A 21248-nucleotide genomic window follows, 5' to 3' on the forward strand; every position below is an offset into this window, starting at 1 on the left:
TTCATGCCCGTTCATACCCCTGCTGCCTTGCCTCTTGCACCCGCTGCTGCCGCAGCCCCTATGCAGCCGGTGTGGGACGAAGCGTTACTGCGTCGCTACGACACCAACGGCCCACGCTACACCTCCTACCCAACAGCGCTATCGTTTCACGACCAATTTACCCCTGGCGACCTGACCCAAGCGCTGGAGCGTAGCAATGCCAGTAAGCGTCCGCTCTCGCTGTACGTTCATGTGCCCTTCTGCCGCAAGATCTGCTTCTACTGCGCGTGTAATAAAATCGCTACCAAAAACACTGCCCTTGCCGAGCCCTATATAGCCCGGCTTGACCGCGAGATGGTGCTGACCGCACGCCATTTGGATACATCACGACCGGTGGAGCAGTTGCATTGGGGCGGCGGCACGCCAACCTTTCTCAGCTTGAATCAGATGGGTGACCTGATTGATCGCCTGGACGCCCGTTTTGGTCTTTCGTCGTCTGCTGATCGCGATTACGCGATTGAAATAGATCCTCGCGAAGCGGATGTGTTTACGCTGCGCCATCTCGAATCCCTCGGCTTTAATCGCATCAGCTTGGGCGTTCAGGATTTAAGTCCACTGGTGCAAAAAGCGATTAATCGTATCCAGCCTCGGGTACTTACCGAAACGCTGATGGAGGAGGCGCATCGCCTGGGCTTTCGCTCGCTCAATCTCGACCTAATTTATGGCTTGCCATTTCAGACTGAAAAGAGCTTTGCCAACACCCTACGCCAGGTGATCGAGCTCAACCCGGCGCGCCTTTCTGTGTTTAATTACGCGCATATGCCCGAGCGTTTTGCCCCGCAGCGGCGCATTAATGTCGATGACTTGCCAGGCGGAGAAGAGAAGCTAGCGATTCTGCGCACCACCATCGAAATGCTCACCGCAGCTGGCTATGTGCATATCGGTATGGATCACTTTGCCCGCCCTGACGATAGCCTGGCTATTGCCCAGCGCGAAGGCTCGCTGCAGCGCAACTTCCAGGGCTACTCCAGCCATGCTCAGTGCGACTTAATCGGGCTTGGCGTATCGGCGATTTCCCGTATTGATGACGTCTATGCGCAGAATCCTAGCGATCTGGCCCGCTACGAAGCGGCGCTGGATCAGGGGCAGCTTGCCACCGTGCGTGGCATACGCTTAAGTGATGACGACCTGATCCGCCGGGATGTGATTGAGCGGCTGATGTGCGATATGGGCATTGACCTGGCCGCCGTTAGTCAACGCTGGAACATCGATGCCCCCCGCTACTTTGCGCCAGCGCTCGAGCGCCTGCAGAGCGCCGAACAGGATGGCCTGCTGACCCGCAGCGGTGATCAGCTTAACGCCACGCCGATGGGGCGGCTGCTGATTCGCCATATAGCGATGGCGTTTGATACCCACCTTTCCGGGCAAACGGGACAACGGTATTCTAAGATTGTTTAATCACCTTATTGCAGGCATGCTAAAGCGACTATAATAAGTAAGGATTTTCTAATTGATAAGTGTGACCCACTCAAGGAGCAACGCATGTTGGAACCCATGAGCCGTCGTCGCTCACTACTCCACGAAACTCGCTGCCAAACCTGCAGCTTGAGTTCTCTGTGCTTGCCGCTTGCCCTTGAGCTGGACGATATGGGGCAGTTCGACGCTATTATTCGTCGCCGTGCACCACTCAAAAAAGGCGAGCCGCTGTTTCGTCAGGGCGACACCTTTACCAGCGTTTACGCAGTCCGTTCGGGCAGTTTGAAACAGGTCACCGCCGAAGGTAACGGCAGCGAGCAGCTAACCAATTTCTACCTGCCTAGTGAATTGGTGGGGTTGGATGGCATTGACGAAGAGCATTACCCCGGTAGCGTTATCGCCCTGGAAACGACCACGGTCTGCGAGATTCCTTTTGACCGCCTGGATTTGCTCTCAGAAGAGATCCCTGAGCTACGTGGCCAGCTGTATCGGAGCATGAGCAAAGAGTTACGCGATGACCGACGCATGATGCGCCTACTCTCGCGCAAAACCGCCGATCAACGGCTGGCCACCTTTTTGATTACCCTTTCGGACCGTTTTCGTCGCCGGGGCTACTCGCCCTACAGCTTTCGCCTCTCAATGCCGAGGGCCGATATTGGCAACTACCTGGGCTTAGCGGTGGAAACCGTCAGCCGCATTTTAAGCCGCTTTCAGCAACAAAGCGTGGTGGCGGTTTCCGGGCGAGAGGTCAACATTCTCGATATGCCGCGCTTGATTACCCTCGCCGAAGAGGAAGAACAAACAGCTAGCTGACGTTAAAGGCTTGGATACGCCCCGCCAGTAGCTCTGCTTGCTTGGCCTCAAGGCCTTCAAAATCGAACAGGCTGCGGTCAGCCAACTGGGAAGGGGAAATGTTGGTGACAGCCTTGAACATGCTCTCCAGGCGGCCGGGAAACTTTTTGTCCCACTCGGCGAGCATCTCTTTGACCACCTGACGCTGCATATTAGGCTGGGAGCCGCACAGGTTGCAGGGAATGATTGGGAACTCCATCAGCCGCGAAAACTCAGCAATATCCGCTTCTTTGCAGTAGGCCAACGGCCGAATAACGATATTCTTCCCATCATCGGATAGCAGCTTTGGCGGCATCGCTTTCAGGTTGCCGCCAAAGAACATATTGAGAAACAGCGTTTCGAGAATATCTTCCCGGTGATGGCCCAGGGCTATCTTATTGGCGCCAATCTCTTCGGCAAAGCCATACAACGAGCCGCGCCGCAGCCGTGAACAAAGCGCGCAGGTGGTTTTACCTTCCGGGGTTTTCTCTTTTACCACCGAGTAAGTATCGCGCTCGACAATGTGGTACTCCACGCCCTGCTTATCCAGATACGCAGGCAATACGTGCTCGGGAAAACCCGGCTGTTTTTGATCCAGATTGACCGCTACCAGAGAAAAATTGACCGGCGCATTGCGCTGCAAATTGCGCAAAATCTCCAGCATCGTGTAGCTGTCTTTTCCGCCGGAGAGGCAGACCATTACGCGATCACCTTCATTGATCATTTGGTAATCAATAATCGCATTGCCCACTTCTCGGCGCAGACGCTTTTGCAGCTTGTTAAATTCACGCTTCTGCTTCGCATCAGCCAGCTCAGGCTGGTCGTGCTCAGCGTCAGCTGGGGTGGCTCCAACCGTATCATGGTGAGCAGGATCAAAGTGATCAAGAGATTGCATGGTATAAGCACTGCCGAGGGTATGGTGAAGAGTAGAGGCGCTACAAATAAATAATTGGGCGCTATTCTAACAACACTCTTCGCCTTGACCCAACTACTCGTCGCTCCTCCCTAAGCAGCCTGCGCCATAATACGCTGCAGGCGCATATACAGCAGTGCGCTGGCGGTGGCCTCTCCAAGCACACTCTGCATGCCCATGACGGGTACTTGCCAGCATGCCAACGCCTGGGCGAAGCTGCTGGGCGCTTCGACCTCCGGGTGCAAACGGCGCAGTTGGCGCTGATGCAGTTTTGCCACATCGACCTGGGCGTTGGGCAGGGCAAAATTCAGCCGCTTACTGAGCAGTGCATTCAATGCTCCAATGCGCTTCTCTAACTGCCAGCCAACGATGGGCCGATTGCCGATAAATTCTACTAGCGCGCTCAAGTTATCACTGTTTGGTGGCAGTATCTCCCCCGCCTCGCACAGCAAGTGATGACGGCGCAGCGTTGCGCTCGCGGGCTGCTTCGCGCTGCCAAGGGTGATCACAAAAGCGCGGCTGGTATGCACCTGCTGATGGCTCAGCACCACTGCCGCCACGCTGATCACAGGTGATGATTGCGTGGGCGTTGCGGTGCAGGCGAGCGCCACCAGCTCTTCGCCCATATAGGGCTGAAACAGCCAGGCATAGGGGGAGTCTGCACAACGACGCCGGTCACTTTCACGCCTTAACAAGGTGCGCAGCGAGCCGCTAAATAGCGTCACATGTCGATCTAACAGCCGCATTCCGCTCACGAATACTCCAAATGGTAACGGTGGGAAAGCCGCTGCTTAAAGTCTTTGACAATATGCATCGCTTCGCGCAGTAGGTCGCGCTCCAGGGAAGAGAGGTTCTGCACCACGACACGGTTAGCGCGTCTGCTGCTTTGGGCGTTAGTTTCTTTCGCATCGGCAGAAGTTTTCAGCGTACTTAGCTGCTGCTTGAGGCGCAGCTCAGAAAAGAGCGCCAACGCTTCGCCCAGGTCATCGGCAAAACGGCGATCCAACCGGCCGTCAGTAACCAGGGCATCCAAGCGATCAAACGTCGAGGTGGCTTTGATGCGCCGCTCAAGCGCCATGGTGCGGACACCGTGCACGATAGGGAAAATACCGCCTTTCTTGATATCGATACCGTGCTGAGGCTTTTTCAGCGAACCAAACAGCGTCAGCGGCGTCGAAAAGCGCAGCGCCGTGCGGGCAAAATAGGAAAGCAGCAGCTCATCGCCCGAGCAGCGTTCAAACAGCTCATCGCGCACGCTCTCAAGCAAGCTCGGGTTGCCCGCCACGCCATGAGCATCGAGCATAATGGCCAGCTTCATCAGGCTATCGCCATCACGCTCCCTGGCCCACTTGGCAATATTACCTTTCCATTGGGATACCGTGGCCACCCACTCGGGGTTAGACACCATAATGTTGCCGGGGCACGGCGGGTAACCAAGCTGAATCAGGGTATCGGTGAGCGTTTGCATATGGCTGGCAAGATCAGGCCACTGGGTTTCATCGGCAAGAATCAAGCCGTTATCCTGATCCGTTTTTAGAATCTGCTCACCGCGCCCTTCGCTGCCCATCACCATCATGCAGCTCTGCTCGTGATAGCGCTTATCGACAGTGAACTCCCAGGCCTTGCTAATAATACGGCCGTTTAGTGCCGCAAGCAGATCCATCGCAAAGCGCAGCTTAACGCCCTGGGCCATCAGCGCTTTGACCAGCTCCGGGGTGCGCTGACTGGCAGCCGAAAGCGCCTCTAAGTTGGTCGCCTGCTCGACCTGCAGGCTCACCACATAGCTGCGGCTTGAGAAGTAGCTAAGCACGTCGGTGAGCTCTACAACGCCTTTCAAGACGTTTTGCTCCATCACTACCACCCGCGCCACTTTATGGCGGGTCATCAGCACCAATACTTCAAATAAGTACTGATCCGGTGCGACGGTCACCAAGTTAAAATGGGCGATCTTATCCACCGATGATGTTACCGCGCTGCCCTTTAGCACTAAGGCGTTGAGCAGATCGGTTTTGGTCACCATGCCGAGGGTGTCGTCCTGGGTCGACACCAGCAGGCTGTCGGCGTGACTTTCGTTGAGCTGTTTTACAGCGCTAGCGATATCGGTCGTCGCTGCCATCAGCAGTGGCGCACGCATGCACTCGCTTACCTTGGCCAGCATAAAGCCTGCCATGGTGACGCCACCTTCGGCGCGCTTTTCGGTCATCAGGCGCGCCTTATGGGTCAGCGATTGGCGAAAAAAACTGCTGAAATCAGGATAGTGGCGACACAGCTGCTGAAACAGTGCTTTAGGCATTAGGTAACACAGGCACTCCTGTTCAGCCTTAAAGCGGTAGCGGCTTTTACCGTTGAGAATACTGATCGCGCCAAACAGGTCCCCTGCCGTGTAGTGACCAATACGCGCGGTAGATGAGGGCAATGTAGGATCGATTTCCGCCACTTCGCCTTTATGGATCAGATAAACGAACTCACCCGCTTGGCCAGTCTCTAAAATGATTTCGTCACGATCAAAATAGGCCAGGTCAATGCCACGACGAATGTGGTCACGCCCCTCATCGTCAAGGAGCGTAAACGGCAGTTGGGATAGATCCACATCGACCATGGGGTATAACCTCATTAAACGGGCTGCGACTAACCGGGTTGTGTCTTAAGGCGCGCTAGCAGACATAAGCAAAAATAAATAAACGTCGTGACTCGATACTGGCCCACATAAATTGGCCCACACCAGCGCTTCAAAAAAAATGTTATCGATTATTATATGAAGGTGGCTGTACGGGTATAAAGGATTCACTTCCCAAGTAGCAAGTATAACCTTGTTATACCTTTAGCTATCACGCTAAAGTCGAAGCGACTTTTGATACACGACCAAAGTATCGACACTTACTAACCGTGCTTCCGGCAAAACCCAGGACATGTATTTAAAGTAGCCAATAACTGCTTTTATTTGCTCACTAGACTATCGTCCTATAGCTCTTCAAACGCCTACAAAATTCGCTTAAACAGCCTCTAAAAACTCGTATTTTCAATAACATGCATCTTACCAAAAGCCAATTCGTCGTTTATTGATACCAAAGTCTGGGATTTATTTTTTGACGTTTATTGCCCAGTATTAACAATGAGTCATGCAGGGTAATCGCACGTCACTAACTAACTCGACATTTCATATCGAATAATAAGGTGATGTGCTAACAGAAGCTGACTCACCACTCCTATCGATAGGGTGGCTTTAGACGTGCGATTGCCCTGATGGGTCACACGCTATTCCTCGTGAACTTTCCCAACCTTAAAAATCACAAGTGGAGAGCAACACAATGGCAGATGACAAAACCAACGCTGCTGAATACTGGAAAGCAAACGTCCGCTTAATTTTCGGATGCCTGGCTGTTTGGGCATTTGTTTCTTACGGATGCGCTATCCTTTTTCGCCCGCTGCTCGCCGGTATTCCGGTTGGCGGTACCGATCTTGGCTTCTGGTTTGCACAACAGGGCTCAATCCTAACGTTTATCGTGCTGATCTTCTTCTATGCCTGGAAGATGAACAAGCTCGATCAAAAATTTGGCCTTGGGGAGTAAGCCGGTATGAGCCAGTTTGCAATTAACTTACTGTTCGTCGGCGCCTCTTTTGCCTTGTATATAGGCATTGCGATTTGGGCGCGCGCCGGCTCAACGAAAGACTTCTATGTCGCTGGGGGCGGGGTTCACCCGATCACCAATGGCATGGCCACCGCAGCGGACTGGATGTCAGCTGCATCGTTCATTTCCATGGCGGGCCTGCTAGCCTCAGGCGGCTACGCCAACTCTACTTTCCTGATGGGCTGGACTGGCGGCTACGTTATCCTCGCGATGCTGCTAGCACCTTACCTGCGTAAGTTTGGTAAGTTCACCGTGCCTGACTTTATCGGCGACCGCTTCTACAGCAACACCGCTCGCTTAGTGGCTATCGTCTGCTTGATTGTGGCGTCGGTTACCTACGTTATCGGTCAAATGACCGGTGCGGGCGTAGCGTTCTCTCGCTTCCTTGAAGTCAGCAACACCTGGGGTATTTGGTTAGCCGCGCTGATCGTTTTCCTCTACGCCGTATTTGGTGGTATGAAAGGCATTACCTATACCCAGGTAGCCCAGTACATCGTGCTAATCATCGCTTACACCATTCCTGCGGTGTTTATTGCCTTCCAACTAACCGGCAACCCGATTCCGATGTTCGGTATGTTCAGCACGCATACTGAATCCGGCATTCCGCTGCTGGCTAAATTGGATGACGTGGTTAGCGCACTTGGCTTCCGCGACTACACCGCCGATGTGGACAACAAACTCAACATGGTGCTGTTTACCCTGTCGCTGATGGTCGGTACTGCCGGTCTACCCCACGTTATCATTCGCTTCTTCACCGTCCCGAAAGTAGCCGATGCTCGCTGGTCTGCTGGCTGGGCGCTGGTGTTCATTGCCCTGCTTTACCTCACGGCTCCTGCGGTCGGTTCAATGGCACGTCTGAATCTGGCGACCACCGTGTACCCAGAGATGGCGGGGCAGGTTGAAAACTACGAAGAGGCTGCGCAAAACCCGATTCTGTACGAAGAACGCCCTGATTGGGTTCGTACATGGGAAGAAACAGGCCTTATCACCTTCAACGATCTCAACAATGACGGCCGTATCCAAATGTATAATGATGCTGCCGACTACTCTGATCGTGGCTGGGAAGGCAACGAGCTAACCGTCAATAATGACATACTGGTACTCGCCAACCCGGAAATTGCCAATCTTCCCGGCTGGGTTATTGGTTTGATTGCAGCGGGTGGTATCGCCGCAGCACTCTCGACAGCTGCAGGCTTGCTGCTGGCGATCTCGTCGGCGATCAGCCACGACTTGATCAAGACCATGATCAATCCCAAGATCACCGAGAAAGGCGAGATGTTGGCAGCGCGAATCTCCATGGGTGGTGCCATCCTGTTGGCCACTTACCTGGGGCTTAATCCGCCGGGGTTTGCAGCACAAACGGTGGCATTAGCCTTTGGTATCGCCGGTGCATCACTGTTCCCCGCGCTGATGATGGGTATCTTCTCCACGCGGATGAACAGCTCAGGCGCGGTCGCCGGTATGCTGGCGGGCTTGATTTGCACCCTGCTTTACATCTTTACCTACCTGGGCTGGTTCTTCGTGCCGGATACCAATATGCTGGCAAACACGCCGGATAACTGGATCTTTGGCATCTCGCCGCTCTCCTTCGGTGCCGTAGGCGCGATGATCAACTTCGCCGTTGCCTTTGCGGTTTCCAAAGTGACAGCTGCACCGCCGCAGGAAATTCAGGATCTGGTGGAAAGCGTTCGCTATCCGAAAGGTGCTGGCATGGCGATAGACCACTAAGTCATACTCCTTCCTGATGCGTTATCGCCATACGGCGATAACGCTTTGGAATCGACCTCATCATCGGGCTTCCTTAGGGAGGCCCGATGGCTTTTATAGACGGCTTTTTGAAAGGATAAATTATGATTTGGCACTTGATCGCCGCCGTTTTTGCAGGCCTTGCGGCAGCCGGGATTGGCCTGATACTGCGCAATTTGAGCGGCAAACGTTTACCCAAATGGATAGTCCCGGTGTGTGGCGGACTGGGTATGCTGGGTTATCAAGTTCAGGTGGAGTACAGCTGGTTTGACCACAAGCAGGCACAACTGCCCGAGACCGCCACGGTCATTTCAACCGAAAGCAGCACGGCGGTATGGCGCCCATGGACTTTTGCCATTCCGATGATCACCAAATTCAGCATGGTGGATAGCGAGAACATCCGTATTACCGAGCAGGATGACACCCGTTTAGCGGAATTTATCCTTTATCAGTTTGAGCGCCATCACACCGATATTTTGATCACCCAGCCCTATCTACTCAACTGCGAGAGTCGTGAGCTAGTGCCCCTGGATAAAGACTCCCGCGACCCTATCCTCGAAGAGATACGCACGCTGCGCGAAACATCACCGCTACTCAACAACGTATGCGCCTAGACAAATAAACAGCCAGTGGTACAAACGGTCGTACACGACCCGTTGTTTCGCCTAGAATGAAGCCTTTTGACTGGCGCACGTTAAACACTCTGGCGGGGAGAAAGGCATGTTTCACGGCGGGCTACTGGTAGCGGTTTCGTTACTCTACATTGCCGTTCTATTTGGCATCGCTTGGTACGGTGATCGCCGCGCGCGTACCCACGGCGCCACCCGTCGGCGTCCGATCATCTATAGCTTGGCACTGGCCATTTACTGCACCTCGTGGACGTTTTACGGCGCGGTTGGCCAGGCAGCCACCGCGGGATGGTCGTTTGCGAGCATCTTCGTCGGACCGATTTTAACGTTTTTACTCTTCTGGCCGGTGCTGGCCAAAATGATCCGCGTTGCCAAACATCAAAACGTCACCTCGATTGCCGATTTTATTGCCTCCCGTTACGGCAAAACCCAGTCGCTGGCCGCCTTTGCCAGTCTGGTTGCCCTGGTCGGTACCCTGCCCTACATTGCCCTGCAGCTAAAAGCAGTTTCCACTACTTTTAGCGTTCTTACCGATGCCACCGATGTGACCCATACGCCGTTGTTTGGCGACACGGCCTTCTATGTGGCCATTGTGATGGCAATTTTCGCGATTCTATTCGGCACCCGCCACACCGATGCCACCGAACACCACGAAGGCTTAATCCACGCCGTGGCATTCGAATCGCTGGTCAAGCTGCTCGCCTTCGTGGTGCTTGGCGCCTTTGTTACCTGGGGTATGTTTGATGGCCTGGGTGAGCTGATGGGGCATGCCGAAAGCCAGCTCGAACTCCAGCGCCAGCTGGCCAACCAGGATTTTGGCCAAAGTTTCTGGGCCCAAACGCTGCTCGCGATGCTGGCGATTCTGTGTCTTCCCCGCCAGTTCCATGTGGCAGTGGTGGAAAACATTCACCCTGACGACGCCACGAAAGCGCGCTGGCTGTTTCCACTTTACCTGTTGGCCATTGCCTTTTTTGTGGTGCCCTTAGCCGCCGCTGGTCTGCTGCTGTTTTCCGAAAGCGGCGTAGAGCCCGATACCTACGTACTGGCTCTATCCATGGCCTCGGGCCACCAATGGTTAACGCTACTCACCTTTATCGGCGGTTTCTCGGCGGCCACGGGCATGGTAATTGTCGCCGCCGTGGCCGTGTCGATCATGATCTCCAACGAAATCGTTATCCCGGCGCTGTTCCGGCTGCGCTGGTTTGATACCAAGGCACGGGATTATGGGCGCTTGGTGCTACGTGCGCGGCGTTTAACCATTGTTGCCGTACTGGCCATGGCCTACGGCTTCTACCAGCTGATTGCCGAATTTACCTCGCTGGCCTCGATTGGCATGCTCTCGTTTGCCGCTGCCTCGCAATTTGCCCCAGCGCTGATTGGCGGCCTCTACTGGAAGCGCGGCAACCGGCTTGGGGTGATTGTCGGTATGAATGCGGGCTTCGCCATCTGGGCCTATAGCCTGCTTATGCCCGCGATGATCAATGCTGGTGTGCTGCCGACTGGCTGGCTTGACGGCGGCCCGTTGGGGCTCAATTGGCTATCGCCCACGACGCTATTCGGCCTCAACTTAGGTGACAGCTTTACCCACGGAGTGATGCTGTCACTCGGGGTAAACCTGTTCTGCTACATTTTCGTTTCCCAAGTTACCTCACAGCGAGTGGTCGAGCGTATTCAGGCCTCACTGTTCGTGGATAGCGTGGAAACACGCCAGACCTCGGTCAACCGCCCCTGGACCGGGGCGACCACCGTGGGCGATTTAAAAGTCCTTTGTGAACGTTTTCTAGGCGCGGGCCAGGTCGATCGCGCCTTTGAAGACTACGCCCGCCGGGTGGGTAAACCGCTGGACGACGGCACTCGCGCCTCAATCGATATTATTCAGTTCACTGAACGCTTTCTGGCTTCAGTGCTTGGCGCTTCATCGGCACGCATCGTGGTCAACTCGGCACTTCAGGGGCGCGGTATCGGCATCTCGGATGTGATTTCGATTGTCGATGAAGCCTCCCAAGTGCTGGAGTTCAACCGGGCGCTGCTCCAGGCCACCATTGAAAACATTAACCAGGGCATCAGCGTGGTCGATCAGAACCTTCGCCTGGTGGTGTGGAACCAGCGCTACCTTGAGCTTTTCCGCTTCCCTGACCACCTGATTCGCGTTGGCGCCCCCATAGACCGTATCTTTCGCTATAACGCCCACAACGGCGAGTATGGTCCGGGTGACCCGGAAGAGCACGTGCAGCTACTGCTTGACAATATTCGCGAAGGCCAACCCCACCGCTATGTGCGCTACCGCCAGGACGGCAGCGTGCTGGAAGTGCAGGGCAACCCAATGCCTGGCGGCGGTTTTGTGTATACCTACCAGGATATTACCCAGCAAAAGCGCATCGAAGAGGCGCTGATTCGCTCGGAAAACAATATCCGTATCTATACCGATAACGTGCCCGCGTTGATTGCCTACTTCGACAAAGAGTGCCGCTACCTATTTACCAACCGAGCCTACGAGCAGGCGTTCAATATTGACCGCAACGCAGTCATTGGTCGCCGCTTTGAAGACGTGCTGCCAATTAAGCAGGCGGAGGAGCGCGCGCCATGGGTCGCACGAGCCTTGAACGGCGAACGGGTCAGCTTTGAAGTCTCGCTGCGGGTGAATGAAGCCATGCGCTATATGCTGGTCACTTACACGCCGCACTTTGGTGACAGCCAGGCGATCCTGGGCTTCTTTGCGCTCTATCAGGATATTACCGAACGCCGTCAGGCTGAAATTGCCCTTAAAGAGACCAATGAAACCCTGGAAGAGCGCGTGCGTGAGCGTACCCAGGCGCTCTCTGAAGCCAACGCGGCGTTGCGCCAGGAGAACCGGGTACGCGCCGAGGCAGAGCTCGCCCTGCGCCAGGCTAAGCAGCTCGCAGAAGATGCCAACGCTTCCAAAACGCGCTTTTTGGCCGCGGCCAGCCACGACTTGCTGCAGCCGCTTAACGCGGCACGGCTATTTACCTCCGCGCTGATGCAGAACGTGACTACGACCGACACCCAGCGCATCGTTGGCCATATCGATAACTCGCTGCAGGCCGCGGAGGAACTGCTAAGCACCCTGCTGGATATCTCCAAGCTGGACGCAGGCGCCCTAACGCCCCGCCGCAGTCACTTTGCCCTAGCGGATATCTTCCGCCCGTTACGCGCCGAATTTGAGGTGATGGCGGATGATCGCGGGCTGGACTTAGAAGTCGTGCCTACCCAGCTTTGGGTCGACTCAGATCCTCAAATGCTGCGCCGTATCGTGCAAAACTTCTTATCCAATGCGATTCGCTACACTCAAGAGGGGCGCGTGCTGTTGGGCTGCCGTCGCCAAAATGGCTGGCTCTCTATTGAAGTGTGGGACAGCGGCCCCGGCATTCCCGAGTCTAAATTGAGCGAAATTTTTCAGGAATTCCGCCGATTGGATCAGGTCTCCCGCCACAAAGAGAGCGAGAAAGGGCTGGGGCTAGGGCTCTCCATTGCCGACCGTATGAGCCGGGTGCTGGATCATCCTATCAAGGTACGCTCGACGGTAGGCAAAGGCGCGGTTTTCTCGGTTAGCGTACCGATTGTCACCGCCCACGAGTCAACCAGCACCGAGCTTGAGCCGCATGCACGGCGCGGCAGCCATAAGCTGAGCGGTACGCGGATTGTATGCATCGACAACGAGACACTGATTCTGGAAGGCATGACCGCCATGCTTAGCGGCTGGGGCTGCGAGGTGTTTACCGCCACCAGTATCGGCGGGGCCAAATCGATCCTACGCAATATGGATGGCGACCCTGACGCTATTCTGGCGGACTACCACCTGGATAACGAAGTCACCGGCTTAATGGCGCTGGAAGCACTCAGCGAACGTTTTGAGGGGGCGGTACCAGGGATTGTGATTACCGCTGACCGTACCGAAGCGGTGGCTGAAGAGATCAAGCGGGCGGGTTATCAACTGCTGCTGAAGCCCGTTAAACCGGCGGCACTACGGGCACTATTGACGCGCACGTTGCAGGCCAATCGGGCGGCGCGCTAAGCGCGCCGCGGTTAACACAGTCGTTGCTTGCTACTTGCTTAGGAAACGACTTTCGGCGGCTCGACTTCAAGCTTCTGAGCCGCGATAACCGCCTGGGTACGTGAGTGTACGCCCAGCTTGCGTAGAATCGCGGTCACGTGGGCTTTGATCGTGGCTTCAGAGACGCTCAGTTCATAAGCAATCTGTTTATTCAGCAGGCCTTCGGTCAGCATATTCAAGACGCGGAATTGCTGGGGCGTTAGCGAAGCAATCGCCTCGGCAAAACGCGACTCTTCTTCGCTGGTCTCTTCCAGCACGTTGGCCAACGCCTCAGGTAACCACACCTCGCCCTGCAGAATTTCGCCGACGGCTTCAGCAATTAGTTGTAGAGACGATGATTTAGGGATAAAACCCGACGCGCCGTAGTCAATAGCACGACGAACCACGTAGGGTTCATCACTACCAGACACTACCGCAACGGGGATATCAGGCATTTGACCACGCAGTTGGATCAAACCAGAGAAGCCATGGGCTCCCGGCATATGCAGATCCAGCAGAATCAAATCGGCATCTGGGTGGCGATTCACCACGTCAGTGGTGGCTTCCATGGTGTCCGCTTCGACAATTTCCGCCTGGGGGGCCAACTGGCGTAACGCTTGGGTCAGCGCTGCACGAAACAGCGGGTGATCGTCAGCGACGATAAACTTATGAGCTACTGCCATGGATATTCCTCCGGTTCCTCGAGCAGCGGGGTTGTCTGCCGCCGCGACGCTAGGCTCTTACGGTTGTGAAGCATGGTACCCCATGGGCTTCATCATGCCCAAGCATCACATGCACAATTTATAATAGATCGTTCACACAAGCGAAACACGTGTCCATAAACGCTTATCTATAAACGCGCCTCTATAAACACAACCGTGCCGACCTACTCAGGTCGGCACGGCTTTGAGTCGGCACACAAGCTCTATTGGGCTAAACAGCCTATCGCGTTGTCGCCATTATTGGTTGGCGCGATGCTCAATCAGCTCATCGACCACCGACGGGTCGGCCAGCGTACTGGTATCACCCAAACCATCACACTCATTGGCGGCAATCTTGCGCAAAATGCGGCGCATGATTTTACCCGAGCGGGTTTTCGGCAAACCTGGCGCCCACTGGATGACATCCGGAGAAGCAATCGGGCCAATATCTTTGCGCACCCACTGGGTCAGCTCTTTTTTGAGTTCGTCTGTCGCCTCGATACCGTCACTCAGGGTGACATAGATATAGATGCCTTGTCCCTTAATATCGTGCGGGAAACCAACAACGGCTGCTTCTGCAACGGCGCTGTGCGCTACCAGAGAGGACTCAATCTCGGCGGTGCCCATGCGGTGACCCGACACGTTCAGCACGTCGTCCACACGCCCGGTGATCCAGTAGTAGCCATCCTCATCGCGGCGACAGCCGTCACCCGTGAAGTACATACCGTCGTAGGTCGAGAAGTAAGTCTGAACATAGCGCTCGTGGTCACCCCAAATAGAGCGCGCCTGACCCGGCCAGGCGTCAAGGATCACCAGGTTGCCTTCAGTGGCGCCTTCCAATTTATTGCCTTCGTTATCGACCAGCGCGGGCTTCACACCGAAGAACGGTACGGTCGCAGAGCCAGGTTTAAGCGGCGTAGCGCCCGGCAGCGGCGCAATCATGATGCCGCCGGTTTCGGTTTGCCACCAGGTATCCACAATCGGGCATTTTTCGTTGCCGATAACGCGGTAGAACCACTCCCAGGCTTCCGGGTTAATCGGTTCGCCCACGGAGCCCAACAGCCGCAGGCTATCGCGCTTGCTGGAGTCCATGACGTTTTCGCCATGGGCCATCAGAGCACGCACCGCGGTGGGCGCAGTATAGAGAATATTAACGTTGTGCTTATCAACGATATCACCCATACGGCCATGGGTGGGATAGCTGGGAACACCCTCAAACATCAGGGTAGTCGCACCGTTGGCCAAGGGGCCATAAACGATATAGCTGTGCCCGGTAACCCAGCCAACGTCCGCGGTGCACCAGTAGATTTCACCCTCTTGATAGTCAAACACGTACTGGTGGGTCATGGCGGCGTAGGTCAGGTAGCCGCCGGTGGTGTGCTTCAAGCCTTTAGGCGCACCGGTAGAACCCGAGGTGTAGAGAATGAATAGCGGGTCTTCGGCGCCCATGGCTTCCGGTTCACACTCGTTGGACTGCTTGTCGACCAGCTCGTCAAACCAGACATCGCGACCCTCTTTCCACTCGATCTCACCGCCGGTGCGCTTCACCACCAGGACGTTTTTGCACACATCAGTGCCGTCACGGGTCAGCGCGGCGTCCACGTTCTCTTTCAGCGGTACGTGCTTACCACCGCGCACCGACTCATCAGCGGTAATCACCAGCTTGGAGTCGGCGCCAATAACCCGCTGGGCAACGGCGTCCGGCGAGAAGCCACCAAAGACAACCGAGTGAACGGCCCCGATGCGCGAACAGGCCAGCATCGCCATGGCGGCTTCGGGAATCATCGGCATATACAGCGTAACGGTATCGCCTTTACCGATACCCAGCTCTTTCAGCGCGTTGGCTAGCTGGTTCGTGCGTGCATAGAGTTCGCGATAAGTAATGTGTTTGGACTCATCGGGGTTGTCGCCTTCCCAAATGATCGCTGTCTGGTCACCGCGCTTATCCAGATGGCGGTCAAGGCAGTTGGCGCTGACGTTAAGCAGGCCATCCTCAAACCAACGAATATCGACATTGTCACGCGCAAAGGAGGTGTTTTTAATTTTGCTGGGCGCTTTAATCCAGTCGAGGCGTTTGGCTTGCTCAGCCCAGAAGCCTTCCGGGTCGTCTATCGACTGCTGGTACATGGCCTCATATTTGGCTTTATCGGCCCAGGCATTGGCGGCGAAATCATCGCGCACCGGATAGACCTTCTGTTGATCGCTCATAAAATTGCCTCTGTCCGTGAAAATGCACTCTCTAAGAAACTGTAGTCGATACGATTATTTATGGGCTTATTGACCATTATCGGGCGTATCGGCTGCCATTAATGTTCCCCTAGCATAAACCTCCTCGCGCAGGCTTCCCTTTAGACATTGGTATTATCATTTTTTATTTAAAAAACAAACATTTATAAACAAATCACGAGACGACTTCCGGCCTGTAGACCAAGGTCTTAGCGCAGTGTCGGCAACGATAATGACGCCCGTTTACCACTAAAGCATGACGTCTTGGGGTAAATTGATGAAAGCGGCAATCGCATTGGTAACGATAAGGTGCGGACTGCGCCTGCTTAATATCAAACCGATGGGTAACACTGGGAACTAAACCAAAAAGGTCGCGCATGACCGTTTTCCACTCGCGGCCGTGGGGTTTTAAACGCGGGCCGTTGTCCAAATGAAACACCAGCCAGTGAGCCATTTCGTGGGGAATCACCTCATCAAAAAACGCCGTGCGGTTCTCTCTCAGTAACACCGGGTTCAAGCGTAACCCGCCGTGGCCAAGATGCGCCTGGCCGGCCGAAGCGCCGCGCAGGTTAAACCACACATTTGGGGCTGGCAGCGCTGGGCACACTTCACAGCAGCGCTGCCACGCTTGTTCGACGCGAACTCGCGCGGCCTGATGCAACTCTGTTTCCGACATAGCCGCCAATTCAGTGGCAGGCCAAGGAGGCAGTGGTGACGTCTTCATTAGTGATAAACTAGCCGTTATAGGTAACCATTGATGAACGTTTGTATTAACGAGGCTTTACTCATGGCAGAGCGCAGCGATACGCCTGAAACGAACACGCCACCGCAGCCACTGCTCGAGGATGAGCAGTTGGATAGATTGGACGACTTCCTTGACTCGGATCAAGTCGATGAAGACGCCCTGGATCTTATTTCCACCCATGGCTTTTTAGTGGCCCTTGCCGTGGCACCCAGCGAAGTACCGGCGACCCAGTGGCTGACTGAGCTGTTTCAGGGTGAGCCTCGCTACGCCGATGACGCCGAGCGTGATGAGATTATTACCCTGCTCACACTGTTACGCGACAACGCGGTGGCGGTACTCGAGCAAGGCGGCTTACCGGAACTGCCGTTTGAACTAACGTTGGGAGGAGAACCCGCCGAGGAAACCCCCATAGGCGACTGGTGTGCGGGCTTTATGGAAGGCGTCTTCAGCGACGAGAGCGCTTGGTTCCAGGACGATGAAGAGGCCGCAGCCGCCCTGCTGCTGCCGTTTATGCTGCTCTCCGGGCTGTTCGACGATGAGCCGGACTTGGCCGAGCTGGCTAAAGATCAAGAACGCCAGGAGTCGCTGGTAGTGCAGTTGCCGGAACTGGTTTTGGATCTTTACCTGCATTACCGCGTGCCACCGGAAACGCCCAAACCCAAACCGCGTAAAAAAACGCCTGCAAAAGGTAAAAAGCGCTAGGTGCTTAGGCTAAGTAGTTAGCGTAGACACTATTTAAGTCGCGTTACTCTTATTTAAGTCGCGTTACAACGGCATCCAGCACGCCATAGATCCACTCACGGGCGCGCTGCCTCCAGGGGCGCGCCGCCCAGGCCGCGGCGTCTACCTCCTGGCTGGCGGCAAAGTTTCGCTCGAACAGTTCGCGCACGTCCGCCGCGAGCTTCGGATCCATTGCTTCCTGGTTTGCCTCTAGGTTCCAGTGCAGATTCCAGTGGTCAAAGTTACACGAACCAATGCTCACCCACTCATCGGCGAGCACAAATTTGGCGTGGATAAAGGTCGGCTGAAACTCAAAAATGCGCACCCCAGCCTTGAGCATGGTGTGATAAAAGCGCTGACCGGCAAAGCGAACGCTGGGATGATCATGCTTTGCCCCCGGTAGCAGTAAGCGTACGTCTATCCCTCTGCGAGCCGCCCGAACCAAACGCCGACGCAGGGCAAAGGTGGGCACAAAATAGGGTGTGCATAACCAGAGTCGTTCATTTACCTGGCTGACCCGATAATGCAATGAGTGGCGAATCGCTTGATAACGATAGCCACGCGCCGACATCGCCCGCCCAGGCACGCCATTGGTAAGCGCCTGAGGCTCACGACGCTCTGGGAGAGCCGCCACGCGTCTATCGCCCTTCTCGACGCGGGTCAGCCGCGAATGCCATAGGCGCCGAAACAGCAGTTCCCAATCGGCCACCACCGGCCCTTCAATACGCAGGGCAATTTCGTACCAGGCATTCAAAAACTCATCCACCGCGCCAAAGCCACCGGTGAACGCCAGCTCGCCGTCAATAACCATTATTTTGCGATGGTCACGGCTCAGGTTCAGCGCTAAAGAGTGGAAACCGATGGGGTTAAAAAAGCGCAGCTGAACATCGCCCTGCTTCAGGCGCTGGCGATCACTCCCGGAGAGACCCATCGAGCCATAGCCATCCAGCAGTAAACAGACGCGAACACCGCGCTGCGCTGCATCAGTCAATACCTCAATGACTTGATCTGCAAGCTCCCCTGATTCCATCAAGTAGAGCTCTACCAGCACATAGTGCCGCGCATTATGCACCGCTTCAAACATAGCGGGCAGAAAGCGTGAGGCCTCCGGCAGCAGCGTAAATCGATTACCTTCTCGCCACGCGTTCTGCATGGGTGCTCCTTGCTTAGCCACTGATAAGTACACTAACGAGCTACCGTGCTAATGAGCGATGTACATACAGATCGTAGCGGCTGGTTTTACCCTCAAGGGTATGTTGCGGCACTGGCCCCGCAATAGGCGGCGCCTTACGGGGGCGCTTAACCACCACGCGATGAGTGGCCACATCCAACGCCGCTTCTAGTAATCGCGGGGCATCGTTATCATCACCAGCCAACTCGCGGAACAGACGCATCTCTTTTTTCACCAACGCTGATTTCTCACGATGGGGAAACATCGGATCCAGGTGTATCACCTGCGGTGAAAAGTGAGCACTGGCAACCAGTTCAGCCAGGGATTGAGCCGCATCCCCATGACGCAGTGTCATGCGGGCAACAATATCCACTGTATCGCTATGCCTGGAGGCACGTTTCAGGCCATCCTCCAGCAGCGCTGCAATCGCTGCAACCCGCTCAATTAACAACACCTGGGCACCTAGGCTGGCCAATACAAACGCATCCCGCCCCAACCCTGCCGTAGCATCAACGATGCAGGGCGTCACGCCCTTGGAAAGCCCACAGGCCTTTGCGACCAGCTGACCACGCCCACCACCAAAGCGGCGCCGATGGGCCGCTTTGCCCGCCACAAAATCAACGCTGAGCGGCTTGCCGTAGCGTTTTTCATCACCGACCAGCGCCAACCCCTCATCGCCCTGCACCAAGCGCAGGCCGTCAGGCAGAACGATGCTCTCAACATCGGCCTCAACATCGCTCATGCGGGCTTTTTCCAGGCAACGTCGTTGCGCAGATAAACCGGCTGAACCAAGTGCGCGGCCTGCCCCAACCCAGCGGCAAAATCACGCGCCGCCAGCCACGCCATCTCTTCGGCGCGGGGCTCTAAATCATCCAAATGCTGAGGCATGCTCAACTGCAAATCGACAGTGAAGCGCTCCCACAGCGTAAAGCCGCTGCCTACACCTACCCAGTCGGTTTCGTCGCCTGGCAGGCGAAGTGCTTCAGGGGCCTGCACCGCCTCGGCGCTCATCGGTGTGATGGTATCTTTAAGGCAGTGCCACGTCGCGGCGTATACCTCGCCCATGCGGGCATCTAAGGCAGTCACCACGTGGCGGAGGTGATAGCGGCGATGGGCCTGAAGGGCCAGCGCCTCCAAAGTAGACACCCCCAGCAACGGGCAGTCCAAACCAAACGCCAACCCCTGGGCTGCCCCCGCCGCGATACGCAGTCCGGTAAACGAACCCGGCCCTCGGCCAAACGCTACGGCATCAAGCTGGGAAGGGGTTACCTGCGCTTCGGCAAGCACTTCGTCCACCATAGGTAACAACCGACGGGTATGGGCGCGAGGCGTCATCTCGAAGCGCGCCAGGCACTCAGTGCCCGAATCGCCCTGGCGCAGTAAGGCTGCAGAACAAGCGCTTGAAGAGGCGTCCAGGGCAAGCAGATGTAACGGCATAGCAAGTAGCCACTCGAAAGAAAGGTTGCGGCATTATACCTTTGTCATGCTAATACGACGATGGCCCGCTTTAAGCGGGCCATCGGCAAAGGCGTAAAACGCTGTTGTTAGCTGAAGGCTCTATATCAGTTGAAGGTTCTTATCAACTAAGGGCTTCTTTAACCTGGCGGGTAATATCCGTCACGCTGCCAACGCCTTCAATACGGTGGTACTGGGGCGCGCTCTGGGGATCCTGCTTGGCCCACTGCTGATAGTAATCGACCAGCGGGGCCGTTTGATCGTGGTAAACGGATAGGCGATTACGCACCGTGGACTCTTGGTCGTCTTCACGCTGAATAAGCATTTCACCGGTCACATCATCCTTGCCTGGCTCTTTGGGCGGATTGTGCTCAACGTGATAAACCCGGCCCGATGCCTGATGCACACGGCGTCCCGCCAAACGACTGACGATCTCTTCATCGGGTACGGCAATTTCCACCACGTGATCCAGCTTAACGCCGCCCTCTTTCATGGCGTCGGCCTGGGGGATCGTGCGTGGGAAACCATCGAACAGAAAGCCGTTTTCGCAGTCGGGCTGGCTGATGCGCTCTTTGACCAGGTCAATAATGATATCGTCAGACACCAAGCCACCGCTGTTCATGATCTCTTTTACTTTCAGGCCCAGCTCAGTGCCATCTTTAATGGCCGTGCGCAGCATATCCCCGGTGGAAATCTGAGGAATCTTAAATTGCTCACAAATAAACTGAGCTTGAGTCCCCTTCCCCGCGCCGGGGGCACCCAACAGGATTAAACGCATGGCACTGCTCCTTGAAGTTCTTGGTATGAAAAAAGAGTTCGAAAAATGAGTATGTGAATTCTGTTAACTGACAATAACCGCGCCTCTCAAGCGACACAACTCCCCAAAAGCCTGAGAAACCCGCTTTTGTTTCAATTTTTTTAAATTAAAACAGCCAAATGCCCTAAATCTACCACTTTGGTCGCCCTGCGAGAGGTT

General features: G+C 55.4%; 17 protein-coding genes. 7 read left to right on the forward strand and 10 right to left on the reverse strand.

Annotation, left to right across the window (positions count from 1 at the left end):
- Positions 1–3: 3 nt before the first annotated feature.
- A complete protein-coding gene (gene hemN / locus LMS44_RS17555; RefSeq protein ID WP_159177286.1) occupies positions 4–1437 on the forward strand; it encodes an oxygen-independent coproporphyrinogen III oxidase in 1434 nt (477 codons plus the stop codon).
- Positions 1438–1521: 84 nt separating this feature from the next.
- Positions 1522–2268, forward strand: a complete 747-nt coding sequence (gene fnr / locus LMS44_RS17560; RefSeq protein ID WP_159177287.1) for a fumarate/nitrate reduction transcriptional regulator Fnr — start codon at positions 1522–1524, stop codon at positions 2266–2268.
- On the opposite strand, the gene ttcA is transcribed toward fnr, so the two are convergent.
- The 3 genes from ttcA to LMS44_RS17575 form a co-directional block, all read right to left on the reverse strand.
- Positions 2261–3181 (reverse strand): tRNA 2-thiocytidine(32) synthetase TtcA, encoded by a 921-nt coding sequence (ttcA, locus tag LMS44_RS17565; protein ID WP_476488460.1) that lies wholly within the window; start codon positions 3179–3181, stop codon positions 2261–2263. The genes fnr and ttcA overlap by 8 nt on opposite strands.
- Before the next feature lie 110 nt (positions 3182–3291).
- Positions 3292–3945: a 3'-5' exonuclease family protein gene (locus LMS44_RS17570; RefSeq protein WP_278370708.1), complete on the reverse strand. Its 654-nt coding sequence runs from the start codon at positions 3943–3945 to the stop codon at positions 3292–3294.
- 5 nt (positions 3946–3950) lie between these two features.
- On the reverse strand, positions 3951–5798 hold the full coding sequence (locus LMS44_RS17575) for a DUF294 nucleotidyltransferase-like/CBS domain-containing protein (protein WP_498945876.1): 1848 nt from the start codon (positions 5796–5798) through the stop codon (positions 3951–3953).
- A gap of 709 nt (positions 5799–6507) precedes the next feature.
- Between LMS44_RS17575 and LMS44_RS17580 the strand changes: the two genes are divergently transcribed.
- The 4 genes from LMS44_RS17580 (at position 6508) to LMS44_RS17595 (ending at position 13236) form a co-directional block, all read left to right on the forward strand.
- Entirely contained in the window at positions 6508–6768 is a 261-nt protein-coding gene (locus LMS44_RS17580; RefSeq protein WP_007113808.1) for a DUF4212 domain-containing protein, read from the forward strand.
- Between the two features lie 6 nt (positions 6769–6774).
- Positions 6775–8556 carry a sodium:solute symporter family protein gene (locus tag LMS44_RS17585; protein WP_278370700.1) on the forward strand — a complete coding sequence of 594 codons (1782 nt, stop codon included), beginning with the start codon at positions 6775–6777 and terminating at the stop codon, positions 8554–8556.
- A 122-nt stretch (positions 8557–8678) separates the two neighbouring features.
- Positions 8679–9188, forward strand: a complete 510-nt coding sequence (locus LMS44_RS17590; protein WP_022522135.1) for a hypothetical protein — start codon at positions 8679–8681, stop codon at positions 9186–9188.
- Positions 9189–9294: 106 nt separating this feature from the next.
- A complete protein-coding gene (locus tag LMS44_RS17595) occupies positions 9295–13236 on the forward strand; it encodes a hybrid sensor histidine kinase/response regulator (RefSeq protein ID WP_027958145.1) in 3942 nt (1313 codons plus the stop codon).
- Between the two features lie 38 nt (positions 13237–13274).
- Here the strand turns inward: LMS44_RS17595 and LMS44_RS17600 are convergent, their stop codons facing one another.
- From LMS44_RS17600 to LMS44_RS17610, 3 genes are all read right to left on the reverse strand, one after another.
- Complete coding sequence (locus LMS44_RS17600) at positions 13275–13937, reverse strand: response regulator (protein WP_007113812.1); 663 nt, start codon at positions 13935–13937, stop codon at positions 13275–13277.
- A gap of 276 nt (positions 13938–14213) precedes the next feature.
- A complete protein-coding gene (gene acs, locus LMS44_RS17605; protein ID WP_159177290.1) occupies positions 14214–16163 on the reverse strand; it encodes an acetate--CoA ligase in 1950 nt (649 codons plus the stop codon).
- Between the two features lie 193 nt (positions 16164–16356).
- Entirely contained in the window at positions 16357–16905 is a 549-nt protein-coding gene (locus LMS44_RS17610; protein WP_027958146.1) for a SprT family zinc-dependent metalloprotease, read from the reverse strand.
- A gap of 63 nt (positions 16906–16968) precedes the next feature.
- On the opposite strand from LMS44_RS17610, the gene LMS44_RS17615 reads away from it, so the two are divergent.
- Positions 16969–17628 carry a YecA/YgfB family protein gene (locus tag LMS44_RS17615; RefSeq protein ID WP_022522130.1) on the forward strand — a complete coding sequence of 220 codons (660 nt, stop codon included), beginning with the start codon at positions 16969–16971 and terminating at the stop codon, positions 17626–17628.
- Between the two features lie 49 nt (positions 17629–17677).
- Here LMS44_RS17615 and LMS44_RS17620 read toward each other — a convergent pair whose 3' ends face one another.
- From LMS44_RS17620 to adk, 4 genes are all read right to left on the reverse strand, one after another.
- On the reverse strand, positions 17678–18799 hold the full coding sequence (locus LMS44_RS17620; RefSeq protein WP_159177291.1) for a phospholipase D-like domain-containing protein: 1122 nt from the start codon (positions 18797–18799) through the stop codon (positions 17678–17680).
- 40 nt (positions 18800–18839) lie between these two features.
- Positions 18840–19559: a class I SAM-dependent methyltransferase gene (locus LMS44_RS17625; protein ID WP_022522128.1), complete on the reverse strand. Its 720-nt coding sequence runs from the start codon at positions 19557–19559 to the stop codon at positions 18840–18842.
- The gene (gene tsaB / locus LMS44_RS17630) at positions 19556–20254 is read right to left on the reverse strand and encodes a tRNA threonylcarbamoyladenosine biosynthesis protein TsaB (protein ID WP_498945881.1); all 699 of its coding nucleotides are present in this window, start codon (positions 20252–20254) and stop codon (positions 19556–19558) included. Before tsaB ends, LMS44_RS17625 begins: the two co-directional genes overlap by 4 nt.
- 142 nt (positions 20255–20396) lie before the next feature.
- Positions 20397–21050, reverse strand: a complete 654-nt coding sequence (adk, locus tag LMS44_RS17635; RefSeq protein ID WP_498945883.1) for a nucleoside monophosphate kinase — start codon at positions 21048–21050, stop codon at positions 20397–20399.
- Positions 21051–21248 lie beyond the last annotated feature (198 nt).

The organism is Halomonas profundus (assembly GCF_020865425.1).
Taxonomy (GTDB): Bacteria; Pseudomonadota; Gammaproteobacteria; order Pseudomonadales; family Halomonadaceae; genus Vreelandella; species Vreelandella titanicae.

What these genes read in the sequence shown, in the direction of transcription:
- ttcA (WP_476488460.1), bottom strand. Translation starts at nt 3,181, where the DNA reads ATGCAATCTCTTGATCACTTTGATCCTGCTCACCATGATACGGTTGGA.
- LMS44_RS17580 (WP_007113808.1), top strand. Translation starts at nt 6,508, where the DNA reads ATGGCAGATGACAAAACCAACGCTGCTGAATACTGGAAAGCAAACGTC.
- hemN (WP_159177286.1), top strand. Translation starts at nt 4, where the DNA reads ATGCCCGTTCATACCCCTGCTGCCTTGCCTCTTGCACCCGCTGCTGCC.
- adk (WP_498945883.1), bottom strand. Translation starts at nt 21,050, where the DNA reads ATGCGTTTAATCCTGTTGGGTGCCCCCGGCGCGGGGAAGGGGACTCAA.
- LMS44_RS17585 (WP_278370700.1), top strand. Translation starts at nt 6,775, where the DNA reads ATGAGCCAGTTTGCAATTAACTTACTGTTCGTCGGCGCCTCTTTTGCC.
- LMS44_RS17595 (WP_027958145.1), top strand. Translation starts at nt 9,295, where the DNA reads ATGTTTCACGGCGGGCTACTGGTAGCGGTTTCGTTACTCTACATTGCC.
- tsaB (WP_498945881.1), bottom strand. Translation starts at nt 20,254, where the DNA reads ATGCCGTTACATCTGCTTGCCCTGGACGCCTCTTCAAGCGCTTGTTCT.
- LMS44_RS17600 (WP_007113812.1), bottom strand. Translation starts at nt 13,937, where the DNA reads ATGGCAGTAGCTCATAAGTTTATCGTCGCTGACGATCACCCGCTGTTT.
- LMS44_RS17590 (WP_022522135.1), top strand. Translation starts at nt 8,679, where the DNA reads ATGATTTGGCACTTGATCGCCGCCGTTTTTGCAGGCCTTGCGGCAGCC.
- LMS44_RS17615 (WP_022522130.1), top strand. Translation starts at nt 16,969, where the DNA reads ATGGCAGAGCGCAGCGATACGCCTGAAACGAACACGCCACCGCAGCCA.
- LMS44_RS17575 (WP_498945876.1), bottom strand. Translation starts at nt 5,798, where the DNA reads ATGGTCGATGTGGATCTATCCCAACTGCCGTTTACGCTCCTTGACGAT.
- LMS44_RS17625 (WP_022522128.1), bottom strand. Translation starts at nt 19,559, where the DNA reads ATGAGCGATGTTGAGGCCGATGTTGAGAGCATCGTTCTGCCTGACGGC.
- fnr (WP_159177287.1), top strand. Translation starts at nt 1,522, where the DNA reads ATGTTGGAACCCATGAGCCGTCGTCGCTCACTACTCCACGAAACTCGC.
- LMS44_RS17620 (WP_159177291.1), bottom strand. Translation starts at nt 18,799, where the DNA reads ATGCAGAACGCGTGGCGAGAAGGTAATCGATTTACGCTGCTGCCGGAG.
- acs (WP_159177290.1), bottom strand. Translation starts at nt 16,163, where the DNA reads ATGAGCGATCAACAGAAGGTCTATCCGGTGCGCGATGATTTCGCCGCC.
- LMS44_RS17610 (WP_027958146.1), bottom strand. Translation starts at nt 16,905, where the DNA reads ATGAAGACGTCACCACTGCCTCCTTGGCCTGCCACTGAATTGGCGGCT.
- LMS44_RS17570 (WP_278370708.1), bottom strand. Translation starts at nt 3,945, where the DNA reads ATGCGGCTGTTAGATCGACATGTGACGCTATTTAGCGGCTCGCTGCGC.